At 61.8% G+C, this 24,350-nt stretch carries 21 protein-coding genes and 1 pseudogene; 18 read left to right on the forward strand and 4 right to left on the reverse strand.

The genetic code is table 11. From position 1 onward, the window contains the following. Positions 1 to 4 precede the first annotated feature (4 nt). From GFM02_RS29245 to GFM02_RS29260, 4 genes are read left to right on the forward strand one after another with little or no spacing between them, the layout of a single operon-like run. Positions 5 to 928 (forward strand): carbohydrate ABC transporter permease, encoded by a 924-nt coding sequence (locus GFM02_RS29245; protein WP_168323571.1) that lies wholly within the window; start codon positions 5 to 7, stop codon positions 926 to 928. Further along, positions 929 to 1,798, forward strand: coding sequence for a carbohydrate ABC transporter permease (locus tag GFM02_RS29250; protein ID WP_168323572.1), 870 nt, complete (start codon positions 929 to 931; stop codon positions 1,796 to 1,798). Between the two features lie 26 nt (positions 1,799 to 1,824). Then, on the forward strand, positions 1,825 to 3,768 hold the full coding sequence (locus GFM02_RS29255; RefSeq protein WP_168323573.1) for a glycoside hydrolase family 127 protein: 1,944 nt from the start codon (positions 1,825 to 1,827) through the stop codon (positions 3,766 to 3,768). A 9-nt stretch (positions 3,769 to 3,777) separates the two neighbouring features. After that, the gene (locus GFM02_RS29260) at positions 3,778 to 4,878 is read left to right on the forward strand and encodes an ABC transporter ATP-binding protein (protein ID WP_168323574.1); all 1,101 of its coding nucleotides are present in this window, start codon (positions 3,778 to 3,780) and stop codon (positions 4,876 to 4,878) included. Between the two features lie 49 nt (positions 4,879 to 4,927). On the opposite strand, the gene GFM02_RS29265 is transcribed toward GFM02_RS29260, so the two are convergent. Further along, the gene (locus tag GFM02_RS29265) at positions 4,928 to 5,839 is read right to left on the reverse strand and encodes a dihydrodipicolinate synthase family protein (RefSeq protein WP_168323575.1); all 912 of its coding nucleotides are present in this window, start codon (positions 5,837 to 5,839) and stop codon (positions 4,928 to 4,930) included. Between the two features lie 150 nt (positions 5,840 to 5,989). Between GFM02_RS29265 and GFM02_RS29270 the strand changes: the two genes are divergently transcribed. Further along, positions 5,990 to 6,694: a GntR family transcriptional regulator gene (locus GFM02_RS29270; protein WP_168323576.1), complete on the forward strand. Its 705-nt coding sequence runs from the start codon at positions 5,990 to 5,992 to the stop codon at positions 6,692 to 6,694. Between the two features lie 28 nt (positions 6,695 to 6,722). Here GFM02_RS29270 and GFM02_RS35630 read toward each other — a convergent pair. Then, positions 6,723 to 6,875: pseudogene (locus GFM02_RS35630) on the reverse strand (alpha/beta fold hydrolase); the annotation flags it as partial. Positions 6,876 to 7,034: 159 nt separating this feature from the next. Here GFM02_RS35630 and GFM02_RS29280 point away from each other — a divergent pair. From GFM02_RS29280 to GFM02_RS29290, 3 genes are all read left to right on the forward strand, one after another. After that, positions 7,035 to 8,177 (forward strand): M24 family metallopeptidase, encoded by a 1,143-nt coding sequence (locus tag GFM02_RS29280; RefSeq protein WP_168323577.1) that lies wholly within the window; start codon positions 7,035 to 7,037, stop codon positions 8,175 to 8,177. 43 nt (positions 8,178 to 8,220) lie between these two features. Then, the gene (locus GFM02_RS29285; protein ID WP_168323578.1) at positions 8,221 to 8,412 is read left to right on the forward strand and encodes a hypothetical protein; all 192 of its coding nucleotides are present in this window, start codon (positions 8,221 to 8,223) and stop codon (positions 8,410 to 8,412) included. Between the two features lie 133 nt (positions 8,413 to 8,545). Further along, positions 8,546 to 9,286, forward strand: a complete 741-nt coding sequence (locus tag GFM02_RS29290) for a DUF4231 domain-containing protein (protein WP_168304036.1) — start codon at positions 8,546 to 8,548, stop codon at positions 9,284 to 9,286. Between the two features lie 105 nt (positions 9,287 to 9,391). Here GFM02_RS29290 and GFM02_RS29295 read toward each other — a convergent pair whose 3' ends face one another. Together GFM02_RS29295 and GFM02_RS29300 are read right to left on the reverse strand one after the other, a co-directional pair. Then, positions 9,392 to 10,729 carry an alpha-L-fucosidase gene (locus GFM02_RS29295; protein ID WP_168323579.1) on the reverse strand — a complete coding sequence of 446 codons (1,338 nt, stop codon included), beginning with the start codon at positions 10,727 to 10,729 and terminating at the stop codon, positions 9,392 to 9,394. Between the two features lie 91 nt (positions 10,730 to 10,820). Beyond that, positions 10,821 to 11,828: a LacI family DNA-binding transcriptional regulator gene (locus tag GFM02_RS29300; RefSeq protein ID WP_168323618.1), complete on the reverse strand. Its 1,008-nt coding sequence runs from the start codon at positions 11,826 to 11,828 to the stop codon at positions 10,821 to 10,823. Between the two features lie 191 nt (positions 11,829 to 12,019). Between GFM02_RS29300 and GFM02_RS29305 the strand changes: the two genes are divergently transcribed. From GFM02_RS29305 to GFM02_RS29350, 10 genes are all read left to right on the forward strand, one after another. Further along, positions 12,020 to 13,945 carry an ABC transporter substrate-binding protein gene (locus tag GFM02_RS29305; RefSeq protein ID WP_168323580.1) on the forward strand — a complete coding sequence of 642 codons (1,926 nt, stop codon included), beginning with the start codon at positions 12,020 to 12,022 and terminating at the stop codon, positions 13,943 to 13,945. A 107-nt stretch (positions 13,946 to 14,052) separates the two neighbouring features. Next, the gene (locus tag GFM02_RS29310; protein WP_168323581.1) at positions 14,053 to 15,039 is read left to right on the forward strand and encodes an ABC transporter permease; all 987 of its coding nucleotides are present in this window, start codon (positions 14,053 to 14,055) and stop codon (positions 15,037 to 15,039) included. Positions 15,040 to 15,051: 12 nt separating this feature from the next. Then, complete coding sequence (locus GFM02_RS29315) at positions 15,052 to 16,185, forward strand: ABC transporter permease (protein ID WP_168323582.1); 1,134 nt, start codon at positions 15,052 to 15,054, stop codon at positions 16,183 to 16,185. Next, entirely contained in the window at positions 16,175 to 17,221 is a 1,047-nt protein-coding gene (locus GFM02_RS29320) for an ABC transporter ATP-binding protein (protein ID WP_168323583.1), read from the forward strand. Before GFM02_RS29315 ends, GFM02_RS29320 begins: the two co-directional genes overlap by 11 nt. After that, positions 17,221 to 18,279, forward strand: a complete 1,059-nt coding sequence (locus GFM02_RS29325) for an ABC transporter ATP-binding protein (protein WP_205930516.1) — start codon at positions 17,221 to 17,223, stop codon at positions 18,277 to 18,279. The genes GFM02_RS29320 and GFM02_RS29325 overlap by 1 nt, the downstream gene beginning before the upstream one ends. Beyond that, entirely contained in the window at positions 18,279 to 19,112 is an 834-nt protein-coding gene (locus tag GFM02_RS29330) for a 5-deoxy-glucuronate isomerase (protein WP_168323585.1), read from the forward strand. The genes GFM02_RS29325 and GFM02_RS29330 overlap by 1 nt, the downstream gene beginning before the upstream one ends. Positions 19,113 to 19,181: 69 nt before the next feature. Then, positions 19,182 to 21,044: a GH39 family glycosyl hydrolase gene (locus tag GFM02_RS29335; RefSeq protein ID WP_168323586.1), complete on the forward strand. Its 1,863-nt coding sequence runs from the start codon at positions 19,182 to 19,184 to the stop codon at positions 21,042 to 21,044. 32 nt (positions 21,045 to 21,076) lie between these two features. Beyond that, the gene (locus GFM02_RS29340; protein WP_168323587.1) at positions 21,077 to 21,895 is read left to right on the forward strand and encodes a sugar phosphate isomerase/epimerase family protein; all 819 of its coding nucleotides are present in this window, start codon (positions 21,077 to 21,079) and stop codon (positions 21,893 to 21,895) included. Between the two features lie 4 nt (positions 21,896 to 21,899). After that, on the forward strand, positions 21,900 to 22,916 hold the full coding sequence (locus tag GFM02_RS29345) for a hydroxyacid dehydrogenase (protein WP_168323588.1): 1,017 nt from the start codon (positions 21,900 to 21,902) through the stop codon (positions 22,914 to 22,916). Next, on the forward strand, positions 22,913 to 24,334 hold the full coding sequence (locus tag GFM02_RS29350; RefSeq protein ID WP_168323589.1) for a mandelate racemase: 1,422 nt from the start codon (positions 22,913 to 22,915) through the stop codon (positions 24,332 to 24,334). Before GFM02_RS29345 ends, GFM02_RS29350 begins: the two co-directional genes overlap by 4 nt. The last annotated feature ends 16 nt before the right edge of the window (positions 24,335 to 24,350 follow it).

A 24,350-nucleotide genomic window follows, 5' to 3' on the forward strand; every position in this document is an offset into this window, starting at 1 on the left:
TGCGGTGATATCCTCGACACGTCGCAACCGGAGGCGCACAGCCGCAACCGGAGAGCCCGAGCCGAAGGGTTGGCTCGGCCTTGCCTTCATCCTGCCGGGCTTGTTGTTCATCGTCGTGCTCTTCCTCGTGCCGCTTGTCATGACGGTCTGGATGAGCTTCTACAACTGGCCGCTTCTCGGCCGGACGAAGTTCGTCGGCCTGTCCAACTATGCCGAACTGATCGGCGACACCCAGCTCTGGCATTCCCTGGGCTTCACGCTGCTCTACACCGTGCTGGTCACGGCTGCGATCTTCCTGGTGGCCTTTCCCCTGGCGCTGCTCGTCGACCGGCCGCTGCGGATCGCCGGTTTTTTCCGCACGATCTATTTCATGCCTGTTGTCATCGGCTTCGGGGCGGCCTCGACACTGTGGATGTGGCTGCTCAATCCCGATAGCGGCGTCTTTGCGCAGCTGCTGCGCGGCGCGGGCATCATCGACAGCGCGCCGAGGCCGCTCGAAAGTTTCTGGCCAGCCCTCGGCGTCGTCATCCTGATGGTCGTCTGGAAAACGGCGGGCTTCACGATGATCATCCTCCTGACCGGCCTTCAGAGCATATCGAACGACGTCATCGAAGCCGCCAGGATCGACGGCGCGAGCGTCTGGAGCCGGTTTCGCCGGATCACGCTGCCTTTGATGAGGAACTCGGTGGTGCTGGCGCTCGTCCTCAACGTCACTTCATCGATGCTGGCCTTCGACCAGTTCTTCATCATCACCCAGGGCGGCCCCGAGAACAGCACGATCTCCGCGGTCTTCTCGATCTATCTCGCGTCGTTCTCATCCTACCGTCTCGGTTATGGCTCGGCGATCTCCTTTGCCCTGCTCGTCGTGCTGGTGGCGATCAGCGCGATACAGTTCGTCCTGCTGCGCCAGCGGCCGGAGGAGGGTTGATTGGAACGGCTCAACCATAATCTCGCAGCGAAGCCGGTGAGCGAGCGGCTCGGTTATCTCGCTTTCATTCTGACGGCATGCGTCTTTGCCGTCTTCTTCGTGATGCCGATCGTCTGGTCCTTCGCCAATTCCTTCAAGCCCGCGGCCGCAGCACTTGCCGATCCGGCAGCGCTTTTCTCGAAAGCCTTCTCGCTCGAGAACTACCGCCGCCTCGAGCATGTCGGCGCCGGCTGGTACGTCTATGCCGGCAATTCAGTGCTGATTGCCGCCGGAACGGTGATCCTCACGGTGCTCGTCTCTGTGCCGGCGGGATACGGTTTTTCGAAATTCCGCTTTCCCGGCCAGTCGCTGCTCTTCGTGCTGATCATGGCGACGATGATGATCCCGTTCCAATCGATCCTGACGCCGCTTTTCCTGATCCTGAAAGTCTTCCGCCTGCAGAACAATCTTTTCGGCCTGGTGCTGATCTACGTGACCTTCCAGCTTCCTTTTTCCGTTTTTATGATGCGCAACGCCTTCGACGCGGTGCCGAAGGCGCTGATCGAGGCGGCGCGGATAGATGGCGCGTCGCAGGCAACGATCCTGCGCCGGATCATGCTGCCGATCGCTCTTCCCGGTGTCGCCACTGTTGCGATGTTCGCCTTCCTGAATTCCTGGAACGAATTCCTCGCTGCCCTCATCTTTCTGTCCGATCAGAACAAGTTCACGCTGCCGATCATGCTGGTGAATGTTTCGTCGGGCATCTATGGCATCATCGACTGGGGCGCGCTTCAGGCCGGCATAGCCGTGACCATGGTCCCCTGCATCCTGCTTTTCCTTCTCTTGCAACGATATTACGTGCGCGGCCTGACGGCCGGCGCCGTGAAGTAACAGCGCTCGTCCGCTCAGGAGTCCTCATGACCAGCTCACCTCGCTTTCAACCGGCACGCGCCGCGGGACGGCAGCGATACAGACCTGCCGACCATTCCGGTGTCGTATTCGATGGCGGTTTCTGGCAGAGCTGGACGGAGACGGTCCGCAACGTCACCATCCCGACGCAGCACAAGCGGCTGGAAGAGGAGGGCTTCCTCGAGGTGCTCGATTTTGACAAGCCGGCCGGGCCGCTGGTGCGCCCGATCCAGCCGAGCGGACTGTCGATGCAGCATTTCTTCGATTCCGATTTCGGCAAATGGATCGAGGCCGCAAGTTACACGCTGAAGGCTCACCCGAATGCTGCGCTCGAAGCGAAGATCGATGATATCGTCGCAAAGCTCGAAAAAGGGCAGATGGCGGATGGTTACCTCAACAGCTGGTTCATTCGCCGCGAGCCGGACAGGCGCTGGACCAATCTGCGCGACCTGCACGAGATGTATTCGATGGGCCACTTGCTGGAAGGGGCCGTCGCCTATTACGAGGCGACGGGAAAGCGTCGTTTCCTCGATGTGATGATCCGCGCCGTCGACCATATCATCGCCACCTTCGGTGCGGAGCCCGGAAAGCTCAGGGGTTATGATGCCCATGAGGAAATCGAGCTGGCGCTGGTCAAGCTCTATCGCGTGACGCGCGATCCGCGGCATTTGAAACTTGCGACCTATTTCGTCGACGAACGTGGCCGGATGCCCTCATATTACGACGAGGAGGCTCGCAAGCGCGGCGAGAGCCCTGATGATTACGTCTACAAGACATATGCCTATAGCCAGGCTCATATGCCGGTGCGCGACCAGCACCAGGTCGTCGGACACGCGGTTCGCGCCATGTACCTGTTTTCTGCGATGGCGGATCTCTTCCGTGAAAACGACGATCCGACATTGAAGGAAGCCTGCGACCGGCTTTTCGACAATCTGGTCAGCCGCCAGCTCTACGTGACCGGCGGCCTTGGCCAATCGGCATCCAATGAAGGGTTCACCCGGGAATTCGACCTGCCGAACGAGACGGCCTATGCCGAGACATGCGCAGCCGTCGCGCTCGGCTTCTGGAGCCATCGCATGGCGCAGGTCGATCTCGATAGCAAGTTCACCGACAGACTGGAAACGGTGCTCTACAACGGCGCGCTTTCCGGCATCTCGCGCGACGGCGAGCATTATTTTTATGAGAACGTCCTTGAAAGCCACGGGCAGCACCGCCGGTGGAAATGGCATTACTGCCCCTGCTGCCCGACCAACATTGCCCGTTTCATCACCTCGCTCGGCCAATATTTCTATTCGACTGATGATCATGAGCTCGCCGTCCATCTCTACGGCACCAATTCCGCCGAGCTGACAGTCGGCGACAGCTTCGTGCGCCTGATCCAGGAGACGTTATATCCCTGGGATGGCGACATCAGCCTGCGGTTCGCCGTCGAGCGGCCAAGCCGGTTTCAGCTTCGTCTTCGCATCCCCGGATGGTGCAGGCAGGCGCAGATCTCGGTCAACGGCGTTGCCGTCGATCTCGATCAATGCGTGACGAAGGGTTATGCCGCAATATCAAGGGAATGGCGCAATGGTGACGAGGTCCGCATCGGCTTCTCGATGCCGGTCGAGCGCATCTACGCACATCCTGCCGTCTCCGAAGACGGCGGACGCGTCGCGCTGCGGCGCGGGCCTGTCGTCTATTGCATCGAGGAGACGGACCTCGGCGGCGAGCCGCAGCGGCTCCGCCTGCCGGCATCTGAGGAAATTTCCGCCCGTTACGATGCCGCGCTTCTCGGCGGAGCGACCGTCCTCGAAGGCAACGCGCTCGAAGCCGATATAACCGATTGGCAGAATGCACTCTATCGCACCGCGCCTCCGTCGCTGAAGGAGCGGCCCTTCACGGCGATCCCCTATCACCTCTGGGCCAATCGCGAGCCCGGAGCGATGGCGATCTGGTTGCAGGAGGTCTAGGAGAAAATCATGGCACGGCTGGAACTCAAGAGCATCGTCAAATCCTATGGCATCTACGAGGCCGTGCGCGGCATCAGCCTTGACATCGAAGACAATGAATTCGTCGTTTTCGTCGGTCCCTCGGGATGCGGAAAATCGACGACATTGCGGATGATCGCGGGTCTCGAACACATTACCGGCGGTGAGATCGTCATCGGCGACCAGGTCGTCAACCGGCTCGGCCCGGGCAAACGCGATATCGCCATGGTCTTTCAGAACTACGCGCTCTATCCGCACATGACGGTGCGGGAGAATATTTCGTTCTGCCTGGAGCAGCAGAAGCTCGCCAAGAGCGAGATCGATGCGCGTATCATCAGGGCGGCGGAAACCCTGCATATCAGCGAGCTGCTCGGCCGGCGCCCGGGCCAGCTTTCGGGCGGCCAGCGTCAGCGCGTCGCGATGGGACGCGCGATCGTGCGGAACCCGAAAGTCTTTCTCTTCGACGAGCCGTTGTCCAACCTCGATGCCAAGCTTCGCGTGCAGATGCGTACGGAGATCAAGCGGCTGCACCAGCTGTTGCCGACGACGACCGTCTACGTCACGCACGACCAGGTCGAAGCGATGACCATGGCGGATCGTGTCGTGGTGATGAATGGCGGCATCATCGAGCAGGCGGGGCCGCCGCAGGCGCTCTATCATCGGCCCGTCAGCCAGTTCGTCGCCGGCTTCATCGGCTCGCCGTCGATGAATTTCCTGTCCGCGACGCTGCTATCAGGAGAGAAGGGCCTCGTCGTCAAACTGACTGACGGCAGTGAGCTTGCCGTGCCGGAAGCGCGCGCCCGCGACTATGCCAGCCATGCCGGCAAACCAGTCGTGTTCGGGATCCGGCCGGAATCGATCACCGACCGCCAGGCCCGTCCTGGTTATGCCGACATCGAAGCGAGGATCGATCTTGTGGAGCCTCTCGGGCCGGAGACCATGGTCTATTTCGGCATCGGCGAGGCAAGTCTTTGCGCCTGCGTCGATCCCGAGAGCGGGCCCAGGCCGATGTCGACGATGCCGCTCTCGTTCAACATGAACCAGATGCATCTGTTCGATCCGGCGAGCGGCCGGTCGCTGGCGCTTGCCTGAACCGCAAACATGGAAAGGCCGGCAACCGCGGGGTCGCCGGCCTCGTTGATCAGGCAGCCTGGCGGATCTTCGAAGGACGCGTGGCAGCGGCCTTCTCGACCATGGCGGTGACTTCGGCGCGGCGGGCGCCCGAAAGCGGCATGCGCGGCATGCGAACGCGCTCGGAGCCGCGGCCCATGATCTGCTCGGCAAGCTTGATCGACTGCACGAGGTCGTGTTCGGCATCGAGGTGCAGAAGCGGCATGAACCAGCGATAGATCTTGCGGGCCTCTTCCCAGTCGCCTCGTTCGGCGGCGGCAACGAGCTGCACGGATTCCTCCGGGAAGGCGCTGGTCAAGCCCGAGACCCAGCCCTTGGCACCGAGCATCAGGCCTTCAAGCGCGACGTCGTCGAGACCCGCGAAGATATCGAAACGATCGCCGAATTCATTGATGAGATCGGTGAAGCGGCGCGGATCCGGCGCACTTTCCTTGACCGCCTTGATGTTCGGCACGTCGGCAAGCACCTTCAGCACATCGGCGCCGATATTGACGCGGTAGGCCGGCGGATTGTTGTACAGCATGATCGGCAGCGAGGTCGCTTCGGCGACGGTGCGGAAATGTGCAATCAGCTCTTCGGGCTTCGGTACATAAACCATGGCCGGCAGCAGCATCAGGCCGTCGGCGCCGAGCTTTTCGGCGTCGCGAGCATAGGCGACGGCACGGCGCGTGTCGAATTCGGACACGCCCGTCACCACGGGAACGCGGCCGTTGACGACCTCGACGGCAGCTTTCAAGATCGTGCGCTTCTCATCGGGGTCCAGCGAATTGTTCTCGCCACATGTGCCCATGACGATTAGTCCGTTGACACCATCGTTTACAAGCGCGTCCTGGACGCGCTGGGTCGAGGGCAAGTCAACGGAAAGATCATCGTTGAACTGTGTCGTTACGGCGGGAAATACGCCCTTCCATCCTGTGGTCATTGATCGAGCCTCGTTGAAATTAGTTGCCTTATATACAAACTGTCGACAAGATTCAATGATGTGATTTTACAAATTTGAGGCCCCCGAAGACCGACATTGCGAGAATCGGCCGAAACGAAATACAAGGCTCTAACGAAAGAGGGCGGACGAATGCGGAACGACGCGGAAAATGTGCGGGTGCGCGGCTCAGGCACGCAGAGCGTCTATGTGACGCTCAGGCGGGAAATCCTGTCGATGGTGCTGGAACCCGGCAGTCCGCTCGACGAGGTGCGGCTGTCGGAACGTTTCCGGATGTCGCGGACTCCCATTCGCGAGGCGCTGTTGCGGCTCGCCGCCGACGGGCTCGTCACGACGCTGCCGAACAGGAACACGATCGTTGCGACGATCGATTTCGCAAGCCTGCCCACCTATTTCGAAGCGCTGACGCTGATGTACCGGGTGACGACGCGCGGCGCCGCACAACGGCGAAACGCTGAGATCATGAAGACCGTCCGCCGACATCAGAAGGACTTCGCCGACGCGGTAGCCGCGCGCGACGCCTATGCGATGATCGAAGCAAACCGCGAATTTCACGTCGCGATCGCCGAACTTGCCGGCAATCCCTATTACACGGCCTTCTTCGCCAGGCTGCTCGACGAGGGCCGCCGCATCCTGCGCCTTTACTACTCGACATTCGACGACCGCCTGCCGCGCCAGTATGTCGACGAACACGAGGAAATGATCGCCGCAATCGAAGCCGGCGACGTCGAACGGGCCGACCAACTGGCGATCGCCCACGCCGCCCAGATCGTCCGCCAGATCCAGGAATATCTCGCCCGCGATCTGGACCGGCCGGTAGCGATCAGCATGTCCTGATACGACGAGAGCAATGAACCATTCGACCTCAGGAGGCGAGGGGGCCGCCCTGCTCCCTGACCAAGGTCATCAGCCTGTGCAGAACAGCCGCCGATTGGCGAACACCGTCATGCTCGAATTCGTTGGTCACCCATGCCTGCACGTTGGCGATATGGCGGGCTGTTTCGAGCGAAAGCCCGGCAGCGGTGCGTCTTCAGGCTTCAGCAAGCCATGGCGGCCATCGCTCTCCTCATTTTCATGTCGACATATTGCCTACAGCGGCATTAGTGTCGGTTCAAGATCCTGGCTGCAAGGCGAGGGCTTCATCGATCTGGAAGCGCAGGAAAAGCAGGAAAACAACATGTCGTGGCAGCATACGGTACCCCGCATAACTGAGGATGAACGGCAGAACCGCCTCGCCAGGCTTCGCAAAATGATCGAAGCCGAAGGATTGGCTGCCGTGCTTCTTGGGCCGACCGAAAGCCTGCATTACTTCACGGGGCTGGTCTGGCATCCGAGCGAGAGGTTCCTCGGCGCGCTCGTCACGCCCGCGACCATTTCCTACATCGTTCCGGGGTTCGAGCGCAGCCGTGTCGAAACGCTGCCGCATCTGCCGGGGGAAATCCTGGTCTGGGAAGAGGAGGAGAGCAGCGCTGCTCTCATCGCCCGCCTTGTTGCCCAGGGCGGCAGACTTGCCCTCGACGATGGTTTGCCGCTTTTCTTCTATCATGCATTGGCGGCGGAGATGGGCGCAGTGAGGCTTGCCGATGGCGGGCGGCTGATCCGCGGCCTGCGTTGCATCAAATCGGCCGCGGAGATTGCCCTCATTCAGTATGCGATGGACCTGACGCTTGACGTCCACAGGCAAGTGCATGGGCTCTTGAAGCCGGGCATCAAATCATCCGAGGTGGTCGATTTCATCGACCGGCAGCATCGCCAGGCCGGCGCCGATGCCGGCTCGACATTCTGCATCGTCTCCTTCGGCGCGGCGACCTCGCTTCCGCATGGCGCCGACGGCGATCAGGTTCTTGGTCGCGACGACGTCATTCTCATCGATACTGGCTGCCGGATCGACGGTTATCATTCCGATATCACCAGGACCTATATGCTGGAGGGCGGCGAAAGCGCGTTCGAACGGGCCTGGTGGATCGAGCGCGAGGCGCAACAAGCCGTCTTCGACGCAGCCCAGATCGGTGCCGCCTGCTCGAGCCTCGACGATGCGGCCCGCAAGGTGCTTGCCAAACACTCCCTCGGCCCCGACTATCGCCTGCCAGGTTTGCCGCATCGCGCCGGTCATGGCCTCGGGCTCGAGATCCACGAGGAACCCTACATCGTTCGCGGCAACGACGCGCCGCTTGCCGCCGGCATGTGTTTTTCCAACGAACCGATGATCGTCTTCCCCGGGAAATTCGGGATCCGGCTGGAAGACCATATGTACATGACCGCCGAGGGACCATGCTGGCTGACCAATCCGGCGGCGGGGCCGACCGAGCCATTCTCCTGAGCGGCCCCCATCTCGTACCCACTCAGGCAGCGCCGGTTTTCAAGTGACTGTCAGGCCGGACGAGCATGAGGAGATCATCGCCGCGATCAAGGCTGGCGACGCCGAGCAGGCCGACCGGATGACGATCGCTCACGCCGTGCAGATCGTCCGACAGATCCGGGACTATGTTGCCCGCGATCTCGACCGGCCGCTGGCGATCAGCATAGCCTGGAGCGACCGGATTGAAGAGGCGTAGGCTGCCCCGGCCCGCACGTTGGCGAGGGTTGTCGTCAATTCGATCCGTAAAGTATTACCTCGCAAACGTTACTTGCTTTCTGGCGTGGTAAAAGGTTGACTATGGTTAACCCTATGGTGTCGAGGATAGGATGATGGATTTGTTCAGAAAGGAGGGAGATGACCACGCGCAACTGCAGAAAATGACACTGACCGGCCGATATAGAAATATAGCGGCGATGCTTTCGATAGCAGTGGTTGCCCTGTCTATATTCTTGATATCGATTGGTGCTTTAATTGAATTTTTTCAACCTGAGTTTTTGTCAAACGTCATTCTCGACGACGTCCCTTTGCACTATATCGCCTGGTTCATGATTACCTTCGGGATCACTATCGCCGTCATCAACGTGATTTTGGCGGCAAGGCGAGAGATCGAGCAGGAGACGGCCGAAAGCATGCTTCCATCGGACGCAGCCGAGATCAAAAGGCAGGCTTTGCGTGACCTTCGAACACATCGAAACGGCTATGCGCGCTCCTCCAAGCTCAATCAATATCTCTGGAATTTTCTCACATTGGGGATCATCGTTTTGAGCGGTCTCTCATCGTTGTTTTCCGCCTACGGCCCGGTTGTCCCCAATTGGCTGCCAATGACCGCTTCCGCGCTCGTGGCACTTTTCGGCGTGATAATGGTTCAATTTCGTGTCAGGGATGTATGGCAATTGAGAGAGCAGGGAAGGATTGAAGCGGAGGTGCTCGTCGCCGATGCTCACCTCATCGAGACAACAGACAATCTTGCAACGCTCAAACAGGCAGCCGCCCTCAGAAAGCGCGCCCATGCGCTCGAGATGAAACAACTCAACCAACTCTTCGTAGAAACCACCGAAGCCAATCCGTAAGCCACTGTCGGCATCTGGCGGGGCCGACCGAGCCGTTTATCTGAGCGGGCATATGCCCCGCCCGCTCAGGCAATCTATCTCAGCTGCGCAATCATCCGCCGCCCTTTAATCCTGAATGCCAGCCGCACTCCCCGCCTTGAGCTTAACTTCGATGACCGGGACCACGGTCTGAGGGCGGCGCACCGGCAGGACGAATGTCATTTGATCCTCACCGACGGGGAACTGGGTGTTCGCCCATAGGGTATTGGCCGACGGGCGCAGCCAGGTGACCTCGCTGCCATCATGCAGGAATTGCGCATATTCGACTTGCCCCGCCAGCGCATCGAAATGCAGATGGCGATAGGGCCAGTTGAAGAGATGGATGTAGAGACGATCGCCATTCTGGGTTAGGCGGCAATCGGCCGGAGCGGCGAAGTCGGACTGGGTGCAGCCGACGATGCTGCGCTCGTGCAGTGCCATCCACTCCTCATAAGCGGCAAGGGCTGCGATCGCGCGGTGGTCGAGCGTGCCGCGCGCCGTCGGCCCGACATTCATCAGCAGATTGCCGCCCATGGCAACGGTGCCGACCAGCATCTGCACCAGTTGTTCCGTGCTTTTCCAGGTGTCCTCGTCGCGGTGATAGCCCCAGGAACCGCTGAGCGTGTGGCAAGCTTCCCAGACGACGCGCCTGCCATCGCGGAGCGGCCGGGCGCGCGGCATATATTGCTCCGGCGTGACGATGTCGGGCTGCAAGCCGGCGAGATCGAGCCGATTGTTGATGATGATGCCGGGGGCAAGCTCGCGCACCAGGCGCACGAGTTTCTCGCTTTCCCAATCCTGATGGCCCTTTCCGACCAGCTCTCCGAGCTTCCACTGCGGATAGCTGAAGTCGAACCACATGATGTCGATTTGGCCAAAGTCCGTCAGCAGTTCGCGGACCTGCTCGCGCATGAAGGCGGCATAGCGCTGCATGTCCCGGCCTTCGTTGATTTTCAGCGCATCGGGATGATTGCGCTGCGGGTGGCGCGGATCGACCGTGAAGTCCGGATGATGCCAGTCGATCAGCGAATAGTAGAACCCGATCCTCAGGCCCTCTGCGCGGAAGGCGTCGACGAATGGACCCAGCAGATCTCGTCCATAAGGCGTGTTGGTCACCTTGAAGTCGGTCGCCTTGGTGTCCCAGAGGCAGAAGCCTTCATGGTGCTTGGTCGTCAGCACCACATATTTCATGCCCGCAGCTTTCGCGCGTCTGGCCCATTCGCTGGGGTCGTAGAGATCGGGATCGAAATGATCGAAATATTTCTGGTAGTCGGCATCATCAAGTTCTTCGCGGCTCTTGATCCATTCATGGCGTGCCGGCAGCGCGTAAAGCCCCCAATGCACGAACATGCCGAACCGGTCGTGGACGAACCAGGCCTTTTTCTCCTCAGGCAGGGCTAGTGGCTGCAGATTGTTGATATCCATCGGATATTCCTCCTTTTCCAAACCGTAAGAATTGGAGCATGAATGTCGTCCGAAAACCGCTCACACTTTTCGGCATCATGCTCCGGGGCGTTCAGGTCGTTTCGCGGACGATGAGCTCGGGCACGATGACGATGCCGTGCTGGCGATTTCTGGTGGCGATGCGGCTGAGCAGCAGACGCACGGCTTCCTCCCCCATTTCCCGTTTTTGCACCCGCAAGGTGGTGAGCGCCGGAGACAGCAGTTCGGCAGTCGGTATATCGTCGAAACCGATCAGGGCGATTTGCCCGGGGATCGAAATGCCGGCAGCGCGGCAGGCCTTCATGGCGCCGATCGCATTGAGGTCGTTGTAGCAGACGAGAGCATCGACGCCGGGCGCCTCCGCCAGCAATTGCGTGGCCGCCGTCTGGCCGCCCGCTGCGGTCGGATCGCAATAAACGATGCCCTGTGCCTTGAGCCCGTGGGCCGCCAGCGTCTTGCGAAAGCCGACAAGACGGCTCTTGCCTCCGAACGAACTGCGCGGCCCGGCGATGATCGCGATCCTGCGGCGCCCGCGCTCGACCAGATGGTCGATGGCACGCGAAGCTCCCGTCTCGTAGTCGGTGACAATCGTGCCGGCGACCTCGTTGGGCGCCTCGCGGTTGATGAGCACCACGGCACGGTGGGGGGCCAGCGCCTTGTGAAGCGCGGCGTCGGGCAGCCGCGGGCTGCAGACGATGATCCCGTCGACCCGGTGCCGCAGCAGCGTTTCGATGAGTTCTTCCTCCCGCTTGCTGTTTTCGACGACATTGGACAGAAGCAGGTTGTAGCCGGCAGCGCTCGCGGCATCCTCGGCTCCCCTGATGACTTCGGGAAAGAACGGATTGGTGATGTCGGGAACGAGAAGGCCGATGGCCTTCGATCGATCGGACCGCAATCCGCGCGCAAAGGGATTGGGCCGGTAATTGAGTTCGCTCGCCGCCAAAATAATCCGTTGGCTTGTCTCCGCACTGGCTCCGCCCCGATCATTGAGCACGCGCGATACCGTCATCGGCGACACCCCTGCGGCGCGGGCGACATCGGCAATGGTTATTTTGGATTCTGGCTCTTTAGGGCGGCTCAATTGGATTGTCTCGTCAGAAGGGCAGGACATTACGATAACGATAACTAGCATGATTTCCAGGAAAGCCAAGGCTGCTCAACCCAAGCATAAGGCCATGAGAATCTTTTTGACAAGATTTAACGGTAACGATAACGTTAGAAAGAGGAGAATACGTTAACGATAACCTAGAGCAAAAATGTTGGGAGGAAAGAATGCAACACGTCAGAATCTTAAGACGGCAGGTTGTCTCGACCGTTGCCGCGGCGATCCTCATGGGTGCCGGCTGGGCCGGTGTCGCATTCGGCTTTGAGGAGTCGCCGGAACTGAAGGCGTTGGTCGATGCCGGCAAGCTGCCGCCGGTCGAGAAGCGGCTGCCCAAGGAGCCGCTGGTGCTCACTCCGCTTGAATCGGTCGGCACCTATGGCGGCACCTGGCGCACGGCCACCTTCGGCGGTGGCGACAGCGAGATCGAACGTTCGATCGGCTATACAAGACTGGTCCGCTGGAATCCGGAATGGACCGAGGTGATCCCCGATATCGCCAAGAGCGTCGAGGTCAATGATAACGCCACCGAATATACCTTCACCTTGCGGGAAGGCACACGCTGGTCGGACGGCGAGCCCTTTACCGCGGACGATCTTGTGTGGTGGAACGAGAACGTGCTTCGCAACACCAAGATCACCCCTGCCGCACCCAACTGGCTGACCGCGGGCGGAGAGACCGTCAAGGTCGAAAAGCTCGCCGACGACAAGGTCGTCTTCAAATTTGCCGCGCCGAACGGCCTGTTCCTGATGAATATGGCGACCGTTCGCGGCTCCGATATTCTGGCGGCCGCGCCGGCGCACTACCTCAAGCAATTCCACAAGGATTTCAATCCCGACGACGTCGACGCCCTGGTGAAGGCAGCCGGCGCAACCGACTGGGTCCAGCTCTTCAACAACAAGACCGGCTTTCCCGGCCGCTGGCGCGATCTCGGCCGTCCAACGCTCGATGCCTGGGTGTTGACCGCGCCCTATAACGGCACCACCCAGGTCGTCGCCGAACGCAATCCATACTACGCCAAGGTGGATACCGCAGGAAACCAGCTGCCTTACTTCGATCGAATCACCATCGATGTGATGCAGGATACCCAGGCCATCATCCTGAAGGCGATCAGCGGCGAAATCGACATGCAGAACCGCTTCATCGAGACGACGGACGCTCGTACGGTGATCGTGCAGAATCAGGAGAAAGGCGGCTACGGCCTGTTCATCGCCCGGCCGGCGTGGTCGAACGCCCTGCTGATCACCCTCAACCAGACCCACAAGAATCCGGCCTTGCGGGCTGTCTTTTCTAACAAGGATTTCCGCATCGGCCTCAGCTACGCCATCAACCGCGAAGAGCTCAACCAGCTGATCTATGCCGGACAGGCCAAGCCTTATCAGGCAGCGCCGCGTGAAGGCACTGCGCTCTACGACGAGAAGATGGCGACGCAGTATCTGGAGTATAATGTCGATTTCGCCAATCAATATCTCGACAAGGCCGGGCTTACCAAACATGACGCCGAAGGCTATCGCCTCGGTCAGGACGGCAAGCGGATTACCTTTGCGATCGACGCCTTGACCGGAAGCCCGATCCAGGTGGACGCCCTCGAGATGATCCAGCGCTACTGGCGGGCTGTCGGCATCGACATGCAGCCCCGCCCGGCCGAACGTTCGCTGATCTTCTCCCGCCTGCAGAATAATGAGAATGACGGCCTTGGATGGGTCGGCGGCGGTGGCTACGATTTCCTCGGCCTGCTCGATCCAAAATGGTATTTCCCGCACGAATACGAATCGAGCTTCGCGACGGCCTGGGGCCTCTATTACCAGAACCCCAAGGATCCGAACGCGCAAGAACCGAGCCCCGCTGCCAAGAAGCAGATGGATTTCTACCGGCAGGTGAAGGAAGCGCCGACGCTCGAAAAGCAGTTGGCCGCGATGAAGGAACTGCTGGCGATCACCCGTGACGAATTCTACGTCATCGGCACCAACCTGGAGCCGGACCGCGTCGGCATCGTCAAGACCAATATGCGCAATGTCCCGAAGGTCATTCCCAGCACATCGTTCTACATGACGCCGGGACCGGCAAAGCCCGAGACCTTCTACTATCAGCAATAACGGAACGCGACCGACAGGGATGGCGTCTGCGGGCGCCACCCCATCGACATCAGCCCAGTCCCAATCATCCAATCCGATCGGCGATCGCCGATTGAAGGAGCTTGACCATGGCCGGCTTCATCATCAGACGCCTGCTTTATATGATCCCGATGATGTTTGCGATCTCTGTCGTGACTTTCATCATCATCCAGTTGCCGCCCGGCGACTTCCTGACCGCGATGACCGCGCGTCTTGCCTCCCAGAACGAAACGATCGATCCTAGCGTCATCGCCGGCCTGCGTGAGCGTTATGGCCTCGATCAGCCCTGGGCGGTCCAATACTGGAAATGGATCAGCGGCATCCTGCTGCGCGGCGATTTCGGCCAGTCCCTCGATTGGAACAAGCCGGTCAGCGAGCTGATCTGGGCCCGCATGGGCCTGACCATGGTAGTCTCGGTCACCACACTGCTCTTCGTCTGGGCGGTGGCCTTTCCGATCGGCATCTATTCGGCCGTGCGGCAATATTCGGTGGGAGATTACGTCGCCACCTTCTTTGGCTTTCTCGGCCTTGCCATCCCGAACTTCCTGCTGGCGCTGGTGCTGATGTATGCTTCGGCACAGTATTTCGGCCAAAGCACCGGCGGGCTGTTTTCGCCCGCCTATATCAATGCAGTCTGGAGCTGGGCCAAGCTCGGCGATCTCATCTCGCATATGTGGATCCCGGTCGTTGTGCTCGGCACGGGCGCCACCGCGGCGCTGATCCGCATCATGCGCGCCAACCTGCTCGACGAACTCAACAAGCCCTATGTCGATATGGCCCGCGCCCGGGGCTTGAGCGAAATCCGGCTGCTGCTCAAATATCCGGTGCGGGTGGCGCTTAACCCGTTCATCTCGACTGTCGGCTGGGTGCTGCCGCACCTCGTCTCCGGCTCGGTGGTGGTCTCCATCGTTCTCAGCCTGCCGATCACCGGGCCACTGCTGCTCAACGCCCTCTTTGCCCAGGACATGTATCTGGCCGGCACTTTCATCCTGCTGATGAGCATGCTGACGCTGATCGGCACGCTGATCTCGGACCTGCTGCTCGCCTGGCTCGATCCACGCATTCGCAACGGCTGAAGGACCATATCAATGACCGATCAAGCCATCGCGCTACAGCCTGAACTGATCCAGAATTCCGACGCGGTCGCCGGGCAGTGGAAGCTCATCTGGCGGCGCTTCCGTCGCCATCGGCTGGCGCTGGCGGCCGGCGTCGTCATCTTTTTGATCTACCTGGTCGCCTTGTTTGCCGAGGTTCTCGCCCCGGTTTCATCGCAGACCTACGATTCCCGCTATACCTATGCGCCGCCGCAGCACATCAAGTTCGCCGGCTACGACGCGGCCGGGCAGTTTCATCCCCTCTACGTCAACGGTTATTCGATGAAGGTCGACCCGATCGCGCTCAGCCGCAATTACGTGCCCGATCCGGCCGTCGTCATCCCCCTCGGCTTCTTCGTCAAGGGCGAACCCTACCGGCTCTGGGGGCTGTTTAATTTCGACCGGCACCTGATCGGCCCGATCGAGATGGGCAAACCATTCTACCTGTTCGGCGCCGACCGGCTCGGTCGCGACGTTTTCAGCCGGACGGTCCACGGCACGCGCGTTTCGATGTCCGTGGGGCTGATCGGGGTCGCAATCAGCCTCATCCTCGGCATCGTCCTGGGCGGCATTTCGGGGCTCTCCGGCGGCTGGGTGGACGATGTCATCCAGCGTTCAATCGAGCTCATCAACTCTATCCCGACCATCCCGCTGTGGATGGGCCTTGCGGCTGCCGTCCCGATCAGCGCCGATCCGATCCTGGTCTATCTCTGGATCACGATCATCCTGTCACTGATCGGCTGGACCGACCTGGCGCGGGTGGTGCGCGGGCGCTTCCTGTCGCTCAAGACGGAAGACTTTGTGATCGCCGCCCGTCTCGACGGCTGTTCGCAGATGCGCATCATCTGGCGGCACATGGTTCCGTCCTTCATGAGCCACATCATCGCCTCGGTGACGCTCGCCATCCCGACGATGATCCTCGCGGAAACCGCGCTCTCCTTCCTCGGCATCGGCCTGCGCCCGCCGGTGGTGAGTTGGGGCGTGCTGCTCCAGGAGGCGCAGAACATTCTCGCCGTCTCGAGCGCGCCCTGGCTGTTTCTTCCGGGTCTCGCGGTGATCGTTACCGTGCTCGCCCTCAATTTCCTCGGTGATGGATTACGCGATGCTGCAGATCCCTATGAATACTGATCCCAATTTCGCGGTGGCTGGCCGGCACGGGGATCGCGACCCGCTGATCGAGGTCGTTGATCTCAGGACCCATTTCTTCGAGGGTGCGGGCACCATCAAGGCGGTCGACGGCGTCTCCTTTTCTATCCCGCGCGGCAAAACGGTCTGCGTTGTCGGCGAATCCGGTTCGGGCAAGAGCATCACCGGCCGCTCGATCCTCAACCAGGTTCCACGGGGAGGGCGGATCGTCTCGGGGGCCATCCGCTACCGGCCGGATCCCGCAGCACCCTCGGTCGACCTGGCGGCGCTCAATCCGCGCGGCCACGACATGCGGGCGATCCGCGGTGCCCAGATCGGCCTGATCAGCCAGGAGCCGATGGCCGCACTTTCCCCCGTTCATACGATCGGCAACCAGATGGTCGAGGTGATCCGCCTGCATCTGAAGATGGGAAAGAAGGAGGCGCGCGAACATGCCATCGAGACCTTGGCTCTGGTCGGCATCCCGCGGCCGGCCGAGCGTATGGAAAACTATGCCTTCCAGTTTTCCGGCGGCATGCGCCAGCGCGTCTGCATCGCCTTGGCGCTCGCCTGCCGCCCCAAGCTGCTGATCGCCGACGAACCGACGACGGCGCTCGATGTGACCACCCAGGCCAATATCCTCGATCTGCTCGCCTCGCTGCAGGCCGAATTCGGGCTCTCGGTGCTATTCGTGACCCATGATCTCGGTGTGGTGGCCGAAATCGCCGACGAGGTCGTCGTCATGTATGTCGGTCGGGTCGTGGAGGCAGGCGATGTCGACACGATCTTCCACGCACCCGTTCATCCCTACACCAAGGCGCTGCTGCAATCGGTGCCGCGCATGCATGGGCAACCCACCGAACGGCTGGCGATCATCGATGGCATGGTGCCGTCGCGGTTCAACCGGCCCCCAGGCTGCAGCTTTCATCCCCGATGCAAAGAGGCAAGGGCGGGCCTGTGCGACCAAAAGGATCCGCAGCCCGTCGCCATCGGCGACGGGCATGTCGCCAGCTGTCTGCTTTACGAAGGAAGACAATGATGGCCGATCCCATGACCCAACCAAGCCCGCTGCTCGAACTGAACGATCTCCGGATGCATTTCCCCATTCGCAAGGGCGCATTCCGGCGTGTGGTCGGACACGTAAAGGCGGTCGACGGCGTTTCGCTTCGTGTCGAGGATGGCGAAACACTCGGCATTGTCGGGGAGTCCGGTTGCGGCAAGTCCACGCTCGCCCGCACGGTGCTGCGCATCTATCAGCCGACGAGCGGCGAAATCCGCTATCGCAACCGCAGCGGCGGCACGGTTGATCTCGCCGCTTTGTCGGGTTCTGCCCTCGACGAAATCCATCGCGACCTGCGCATCGTGTTTCAGGATCCGCAATCCTCGCTCAATCCGCGCCTTCCGGCCATCGACATCATCGGTGAGGTGCTTGGTGTCAACGGCATCGCCAAGGGCCGGGAGCTCGAGCACCGGGTCGCTGACCTCATGCAGAGCGTCGGCCTGCGGCCCGAATACATGCACCGCTATCCCCATGCGTTTTCCGGCGGCGAGCGCCAGCGCATCGGCATCGCCCGGGCGCTGGCGTCCAATCCGCGTCTGGTGATCGCCGATGAGGCCGTTTCGGCGCTCGATGTCAGCGTGCAGGCACAAACCATCAACCTGTTGCAGGACCTGCAGGAACAGTTCGGTCTGACCTATCTCTTCGTCGCTCACGACCTCTCGGTCGTCCGGCACATCTCGGACAATATCGCCGTCATGTATGTCGGTCGGGTCGTCGAAAAGGCGCCGACGGAGCAGATCTTCTCGCGCCCGCTCCATCCCTACACCGAAGCGCTCCTCTCGGCGGTGCCGATCGCCGATCCGCGGATGCGCCGCCACGGCCAGCGCATCCGGCTGGCGGGCGAGGTTGCTGACCCCGCCCATCCGCCTCCCGGCTGCGCATTTCATCCGCGTTGCCGCTACGCCACCGAGCTCTGCAAGCAGGAGGTGCCGGGCTTACGCACCGTCACGGCCGATGGGCATGCAGTGGCCTGTCATTACGCCGAATCCCTGACGCTTAATCCCTTTGCCGACCGTATCGTTCCGGAGTTCAATTGATGCCCGAATTCATTCCACGCTCCGAGCAGCGTCCCATTGTGGATACCTCCTCCACGACGCTCGATCTCATCTACTTCGATCTCGTCACGCTCGCCTCCAACGAGCAGGACATCCGGCGGCTGCCCGCGCACGAAAGCCTCTACGTCGTGCTGTCGGGTCAGGTGGATATCGAGGTCGATGACATCATGTTCGAAGCGGTGGGCCGGCGAGCCGATATCTGGGGAGGCGATGCGGACTCGGTTTACGCGCCCGTCGGCGCCAATGTCCGGATATCGGCTCGTGGCGCGGCGGCGGAAGTCGCCATCGCCGGCGGCCTTTGCGACAGGCGCTACGCCGCGTTTCGCATCACGCCGGATGAGGTCGACGCGGTCAATGTCGGCTCGTCGGACACGCATAGCGAGCGGCGGATCGTCCATCTGCTCGGCCAACGGCAGAACGGGCGCTGCGGCAACCTGCTGGTGAGCGAACTCTATGCCGGCGAGGGATGCTGGTCCGGCTACCCCCCCCACAAGCACGATACCGAAGACGGCGATGTCGAGACCCGGCACGAAGAACTCTATCATTACCGCTTCCAGCCCGAGACCGGCTTCGGCAGCCAGATCACTTATGACGAAGACGGTCCGGTCAAGATCCTCATGACCCGCAACGGCGACACTGTCCTGGTCGACCGGGGTTACCACCCGACGGTCACCTCGCCGGGGCACCGGGGCTATATCTTTACCATTCTTGTCGGCAAGCACCGCCGGGGGCTGATCCAGCGCTTCGATCCCGCCCATCAGCATCTGACCAAAACCATCCCCGGCATCGATGCGATGCGCGACAAGTTCAAATAATCCGGCTCCTGGCCTCGTGCGCCAATAGTGCGGCGCACTGCCAAACTTCCGCCCAAGGAGAGACGACCCATGCGTGAACGTACGCGAATAAACGTTGATGCCAGTGAAGCGGTACGCCCGTTCAACCGGTTCTGGCGCGGCACCGGCTTTTCGCCGGCCGAGCTGCTGCTCGAGCCCGAGATGCGGCAGATGCTCGCCTATATCGGCGGCCTGCCGAATGAGGGCATCCGGTTCCTGCGGGTGCATTACCTTTACAATCTGCTGAGCGCGAAGGGCGAGGGCAGCTATGACTGGTCCCTGCTCGATCGCGCGCTCGACGTGATGATCGAGCACCGGCTGAAGCCGTTCTTCGAGCTGATGGGTAACCCGTCGGGTCTGTTCACCGATTATGAGGACATGGATCAGGTCAGGCGCTGGCGGGACCTTGTGACGGCGACGGTCGACCGCTATGGCGCGCGCTACGGCATGGACGAATTGCGCACATGGTACTTCGAAACGACGAACGAGGCCGACTCCGGCTGGTGGACCTACGGGATCAAGGGTTACACCAACTACTACGACGCCTGCGTCGCCGGCCTCGATGCCATCGATGCCAGCCTGCCGATGGGCGGACCCGGAACCGCCCGCACGCTGTCGCCGATCTTTCGCGCCCTCATGGCCCACTGCGACAGCGGCACGAGTTGCCTGACCGGTGACGGCCCGCCGCGCCTCGATTACATCTCGATCCACGAAAAGGGCGTCAACGGCAGCAAGGAAGACCTGACCCCGAAAACCAACGGTATCGTCGACCGCACGCTTCTCGTCGTCGACTACCTCAAGGAGCATCACCCGCGCCTGGCGGGCCTGCCCATCGTCAACGATGAATGCGATCCGCAGCTCGGCTGGAGCGATCACCATAGCTGGCACGGCAAGGCTTATTACGCCGGGATCATCGCCCGCATCATCGAACAGCACGACCGGCGCATCATCGCCCCGAAAGCGGCGAATTTCAGCTTTCTCAGCAATGACCACGCCTTTATCGGCGGCTGGAGCCAGCGCACGATCTTTGCCTATTTCGGTTCGCGCAATTTCACCAAGGCGCAGTGGGAGCACAAGACCAATCTGGATATGCTGGTGACGGACGTCGACAGGGCGCCGCCCTTCGACATCATCAAGAAGCCCGGCCTGACATCGATGGAACTGCTGGCAACGCTTGGCGATACCGTTTGCAAGGTGACCGCCGAACCACCGCTTGCTCCCGACCAGGATGGCCTGGCGATCCTGCCGACGCGGCTGCCGGGCGGCGGTGTTTCCATCAGCCTCATCCATAGCGTCGATGCCATCAACCGCTCGGGCCGGACCGCCGTCCGTCTCGAGGTGAGCGGTTTGGTTCCCGGCCGCCACGCGCTTTGCCTGCTGCGCATCGACGAGGAATTCACCAATCCGATGGAGGTCTGGGAAGCCCAGCGCGACGAAAGCAACCCGCGTGGGCTTTTCGAGCCGGTCGGCGCACCGCCCGCACCGACCGAGGCGCAGTTTGCCGAAATGCGCCGGGCGCAGGAGCCCGCCCTGCTGCATCCGATCAGCGTCGTCGAGTGCGACGAAGGCCGGATCAGCGTCGACCTGGATGTGCCATTGCCGTCGCTGACGCAGGTGCTTGTCGTTCCCGATATCGGCGCCCCCCCGGCAGCACCTGCCGGCCTTGTCGTCGAACGCTACCTTGGTCTTGGTGGTCGGGAGGAGCGCATGCTGTTTTGGGCTGCCGGCGATGCCGGGCCGACCATCTTCTACGATGTGCTGATCAGCACCGATGGGGGGACTTTTGAAAAGGTCAGTCCGGCGCCGCTGATCTCGACGGCATTCCTGCACATGTCGCCGCCGCAGGGCGTGCGGTATGCGGTGCGCGCCCGCGATGCATTCGGTCGCCTCAGCGCGCTTTGTCTCTCCCGCTGATGAAAAGCGCCTTTCTGTCTGGGATCTGATCCATGGATATCGCCTATTTCACCAAGACCCTGGAGGGCCTGCCGCTCGAGAAGGCGGCCGAGATCACGGCCGGTTTGGGGTTCGACTGTGCCGATCTCCTCATTCGCGATGGCCATGCTGTTTCCCCTGACAGGCCGGAGGAGATCGTCAATGCGGTAAAGCTCTTTGCCACGGCCGGCCTGCGCACCCCGATGGCGACCATCGATTCCACCCGGCCCGACGATGCCGCATCCCGGCTTCTCGCTTGTTGCGGCGAGGCCGGCATCGGGCAGGTCCGGCTTGGCTTCTGGCGCTACGACCCGTCGCGGCGCTGGCGGGTCCAGGTCGATGAGGCGCGGCGCGATCTCGACGGCTTCGAGCGCCTGGCCGAACGCTTCGGCATCAAGCTGACGATCCAGCTTCACGGCGGCACCTTGCACAGCTCGGGCGCGCTCGCCGTGCAATTGCTGGCCGGGCGCAATCCGATCCGGATCGGCGCCTATCCCGATCCGGCCAATCAGATCATTCGGGAGGGAAGCGAAGACTGGCGTCTGACCCTCGATATCCTCGATCCGTGGTTCTGCTGCATGGGCGTCAAGAACAGCGGTTGGTCGCCCGGCGCTTACGGAGCTCAGGGCCAGCGCGCCTGGCATTCGGACTGGTACGGGCTCGACGAAGGCATGGTGCCCTGGAACGAAATCGTTCCGCATCTGGTCGCCACCGGATTTGCCGGCGTGCTGTCGATGCATTCCCAATACCGCGTCTCCCGAGAGCAGGCGCTCGACAAGGTCCGCGTCGATCTTGCCCATCTCAGGCGCTTGGTCGCCGCAGCGAAAGAGTAGAACCATGATTGAACAGGCTCCCGTTATCGCCGTATTGCTGACCGAAAAGACCCGCCGGATGATGCTTGATGATGTGGCGATTGCCCAGTTGAACGCCCTTGGCGAAGTGCGCTGGCCGACCGGCGCCACGATCGACGCTGCCGATGTCGACCAGCTGCTGCAAGGGGCTACGGCATGCCTCACCGGATGGGGCACGCCGCCCTTGGATGCCGCCGCGTGCCAGCGCCATCCACAACTCGCCCTTGTCGCCCATTCGGCTGGCAGCGTCCGCACACTGGTCCCGGCGCGTCTGTTCGACGATGGCATTCGCGTCACCCATGCCGCCTCGAAAATTGCCGCTTCGGTTGCCGAGTTCGTCGTCGCCGAAGCGCTGCTCGCCATGCGCGGCATTCACCGGCTGCATCATCAATTGCGCAACGGTGGCGAGTGGCTCGACGTCCGCGCGGCCGTGCCGCAGAGATTGCTTGGCGCCAGAACGGTCGGCATCGTCGGCGCCGGATATGTCGGTCGGGCGGTCATGCGGCTGCTCGTTCCCTTCGGCTGCCGCGTACTGGTTGTCGATCCCTTTCTCCACGATAGCGAGGCTGCGGCACTCGGCGTTTTCAGAGCCGGGCTGAACGATATGCTGGCCCAGGCAGATGTGGTCTCTCTGCATGCGCCCGTCCTGCCCGAAACGCGCCGCATGATCGGCGCCCCCGAACTGGCGCTGATGCGCCCCGGTACGCTATTCATCAACACGGCGCGCGCGCAGCTGGTCGATGAGGCGGCGCTGCTCGCCGAGATCCGCTCCGGCCGTATCGAAGCGGCTCTTGATGTCTTCGATAACGAGCCGCTGCCTCAGGACAGTCCCTTTCGCGACCCTGCACTGGCCAATGTCACCATTTCGCCGCATGCCGCCGGCCACACAAACGAGGCGCATCTCGCCCAGGGGCAGGCCATGGTGGACGAGATCGGCCGGCTGCTTCGCCGGGAACCGCTCCAGCACGAAGTGTCGCGCGCCATGCTCGACCGGATGGCATGATCGTGGACAGAAACATTGGAGGCTCCGTGACGGCGCCGCGAATCAGAGTGATCGAGATCGACGCTTTCGAGCGCGATATCAGCCTGCGCCTGCCGTTCCGCTTTGGTGCGTCAACCCTCGAAAAGGCGCCGCAAGCCTTCCTCAGGGTCCGCGTCGAGGATGAAGAGGGACGAACCGCCCTTGGTGCGGCCGCGGAGATGATGGTGCCGAAATGGTTCGACAAAAGTCCGGCCTTCACGCCGGCGCAAAATGTCGATCAGTTGCGCACCTCGATCCGCACCGCTGCGGCTGCTTCGCTCGAACCGTCTGCGCCGACGACGTTGTTTGCCGCTGCCCAACGGAACGAGGCGGAAACCGTAAGACGGCTGCCAGGAAATTCATTGGCCGCCTGTTTCGGCCCTTCGCTCATCGCCCGCGCTGCGCTCGATGCCTATTGCCGCCTTGCCGGCATTTCCTTCTTCGAGGCGGTGCGGGGCAACCTCATCGGCATCGGCGGCCCGATGCTGCCCGACGATATCGACGCGGATGCCGCGTTGGCGATGCTTTCCGATCTTCGTCCTGCCGGCTCGATCTCGGCCCGGCATACGATCGGGCTTGTCGATCCGATCAGCGAGGGCGATATCCTCCATCCCGTCGGTGACGGCCTGCCGGAAAGCCTCGAGGCGGTGATAACACGCTATGGCAACCGCTGGTTCAAGATCAAGCTTTCGGGCACGATCGATGCCGATATCGACCGCCTGACGCGGATCGCCGCCGTGCTGGACCGCCTGTCCGACTATCGGGTGACGGTCGACGGCAACGAACAGTTTGGCGCCCCCGAACAGCTTGCCGCCTTGCTGGCGCAAATCGGGGCGACGCCTCGGCTGGCGAGGTTGCGTGCGGCCATTGCCTTTGTCGAACAGCCGTTCTCGCGCGCGATCACCATGGAAACGCCGCTGGGGGATCTCGCGGCGCAATTACCCTTCCTGATCGATGAGAGCGACGACGGCGATGGCGCCTTCGCCTCCGCCAGGCGGCTCGGTTATACCGGCGTCTCCTCGAAGACCTGCAAGGGCATCTACCGTTCGCTCATGAAGGCGATCCGCATCAGAACCGGAACCGTGCCGGGACTGTTCCTCTCGGGCGAGGATCTGACCTGCCAGGCGGGGCTTGCCGTGCAGCAGGATCTGGCGCTGGTCTCGCTGATCGGCCTCTCCCATGTCGAGCGCAACGGCCATCACTATGTGGCCGGCATGCAGGGTGCGCCGCAGGCGGAGAAGGCGCGTTTTGCCGCGGCCCATCCCGATCTCTACGAGCAGGGTGGCGACGGACCGCTGCTGTCGATCCGCGACGGCCGGATCGCCATCGCTTCGCTCGGGGCGGCCGGCTACGCGAGCGGCGCCTTGCCCGATTTCGAAGCCATGACGCCAATGTCATGACATCAGGCAATGTTCA

It is taken from the genome of Rhizobium leguminosarum bv. viciae, assembly GCF_012276115.1.
Lineage (GTDB): Bacteria > Pseudomonadota > Alphaproteobacteria > Rhizobiales > Rhizobiaceae > Rhizobium > Rhizobium leguminosarum_T.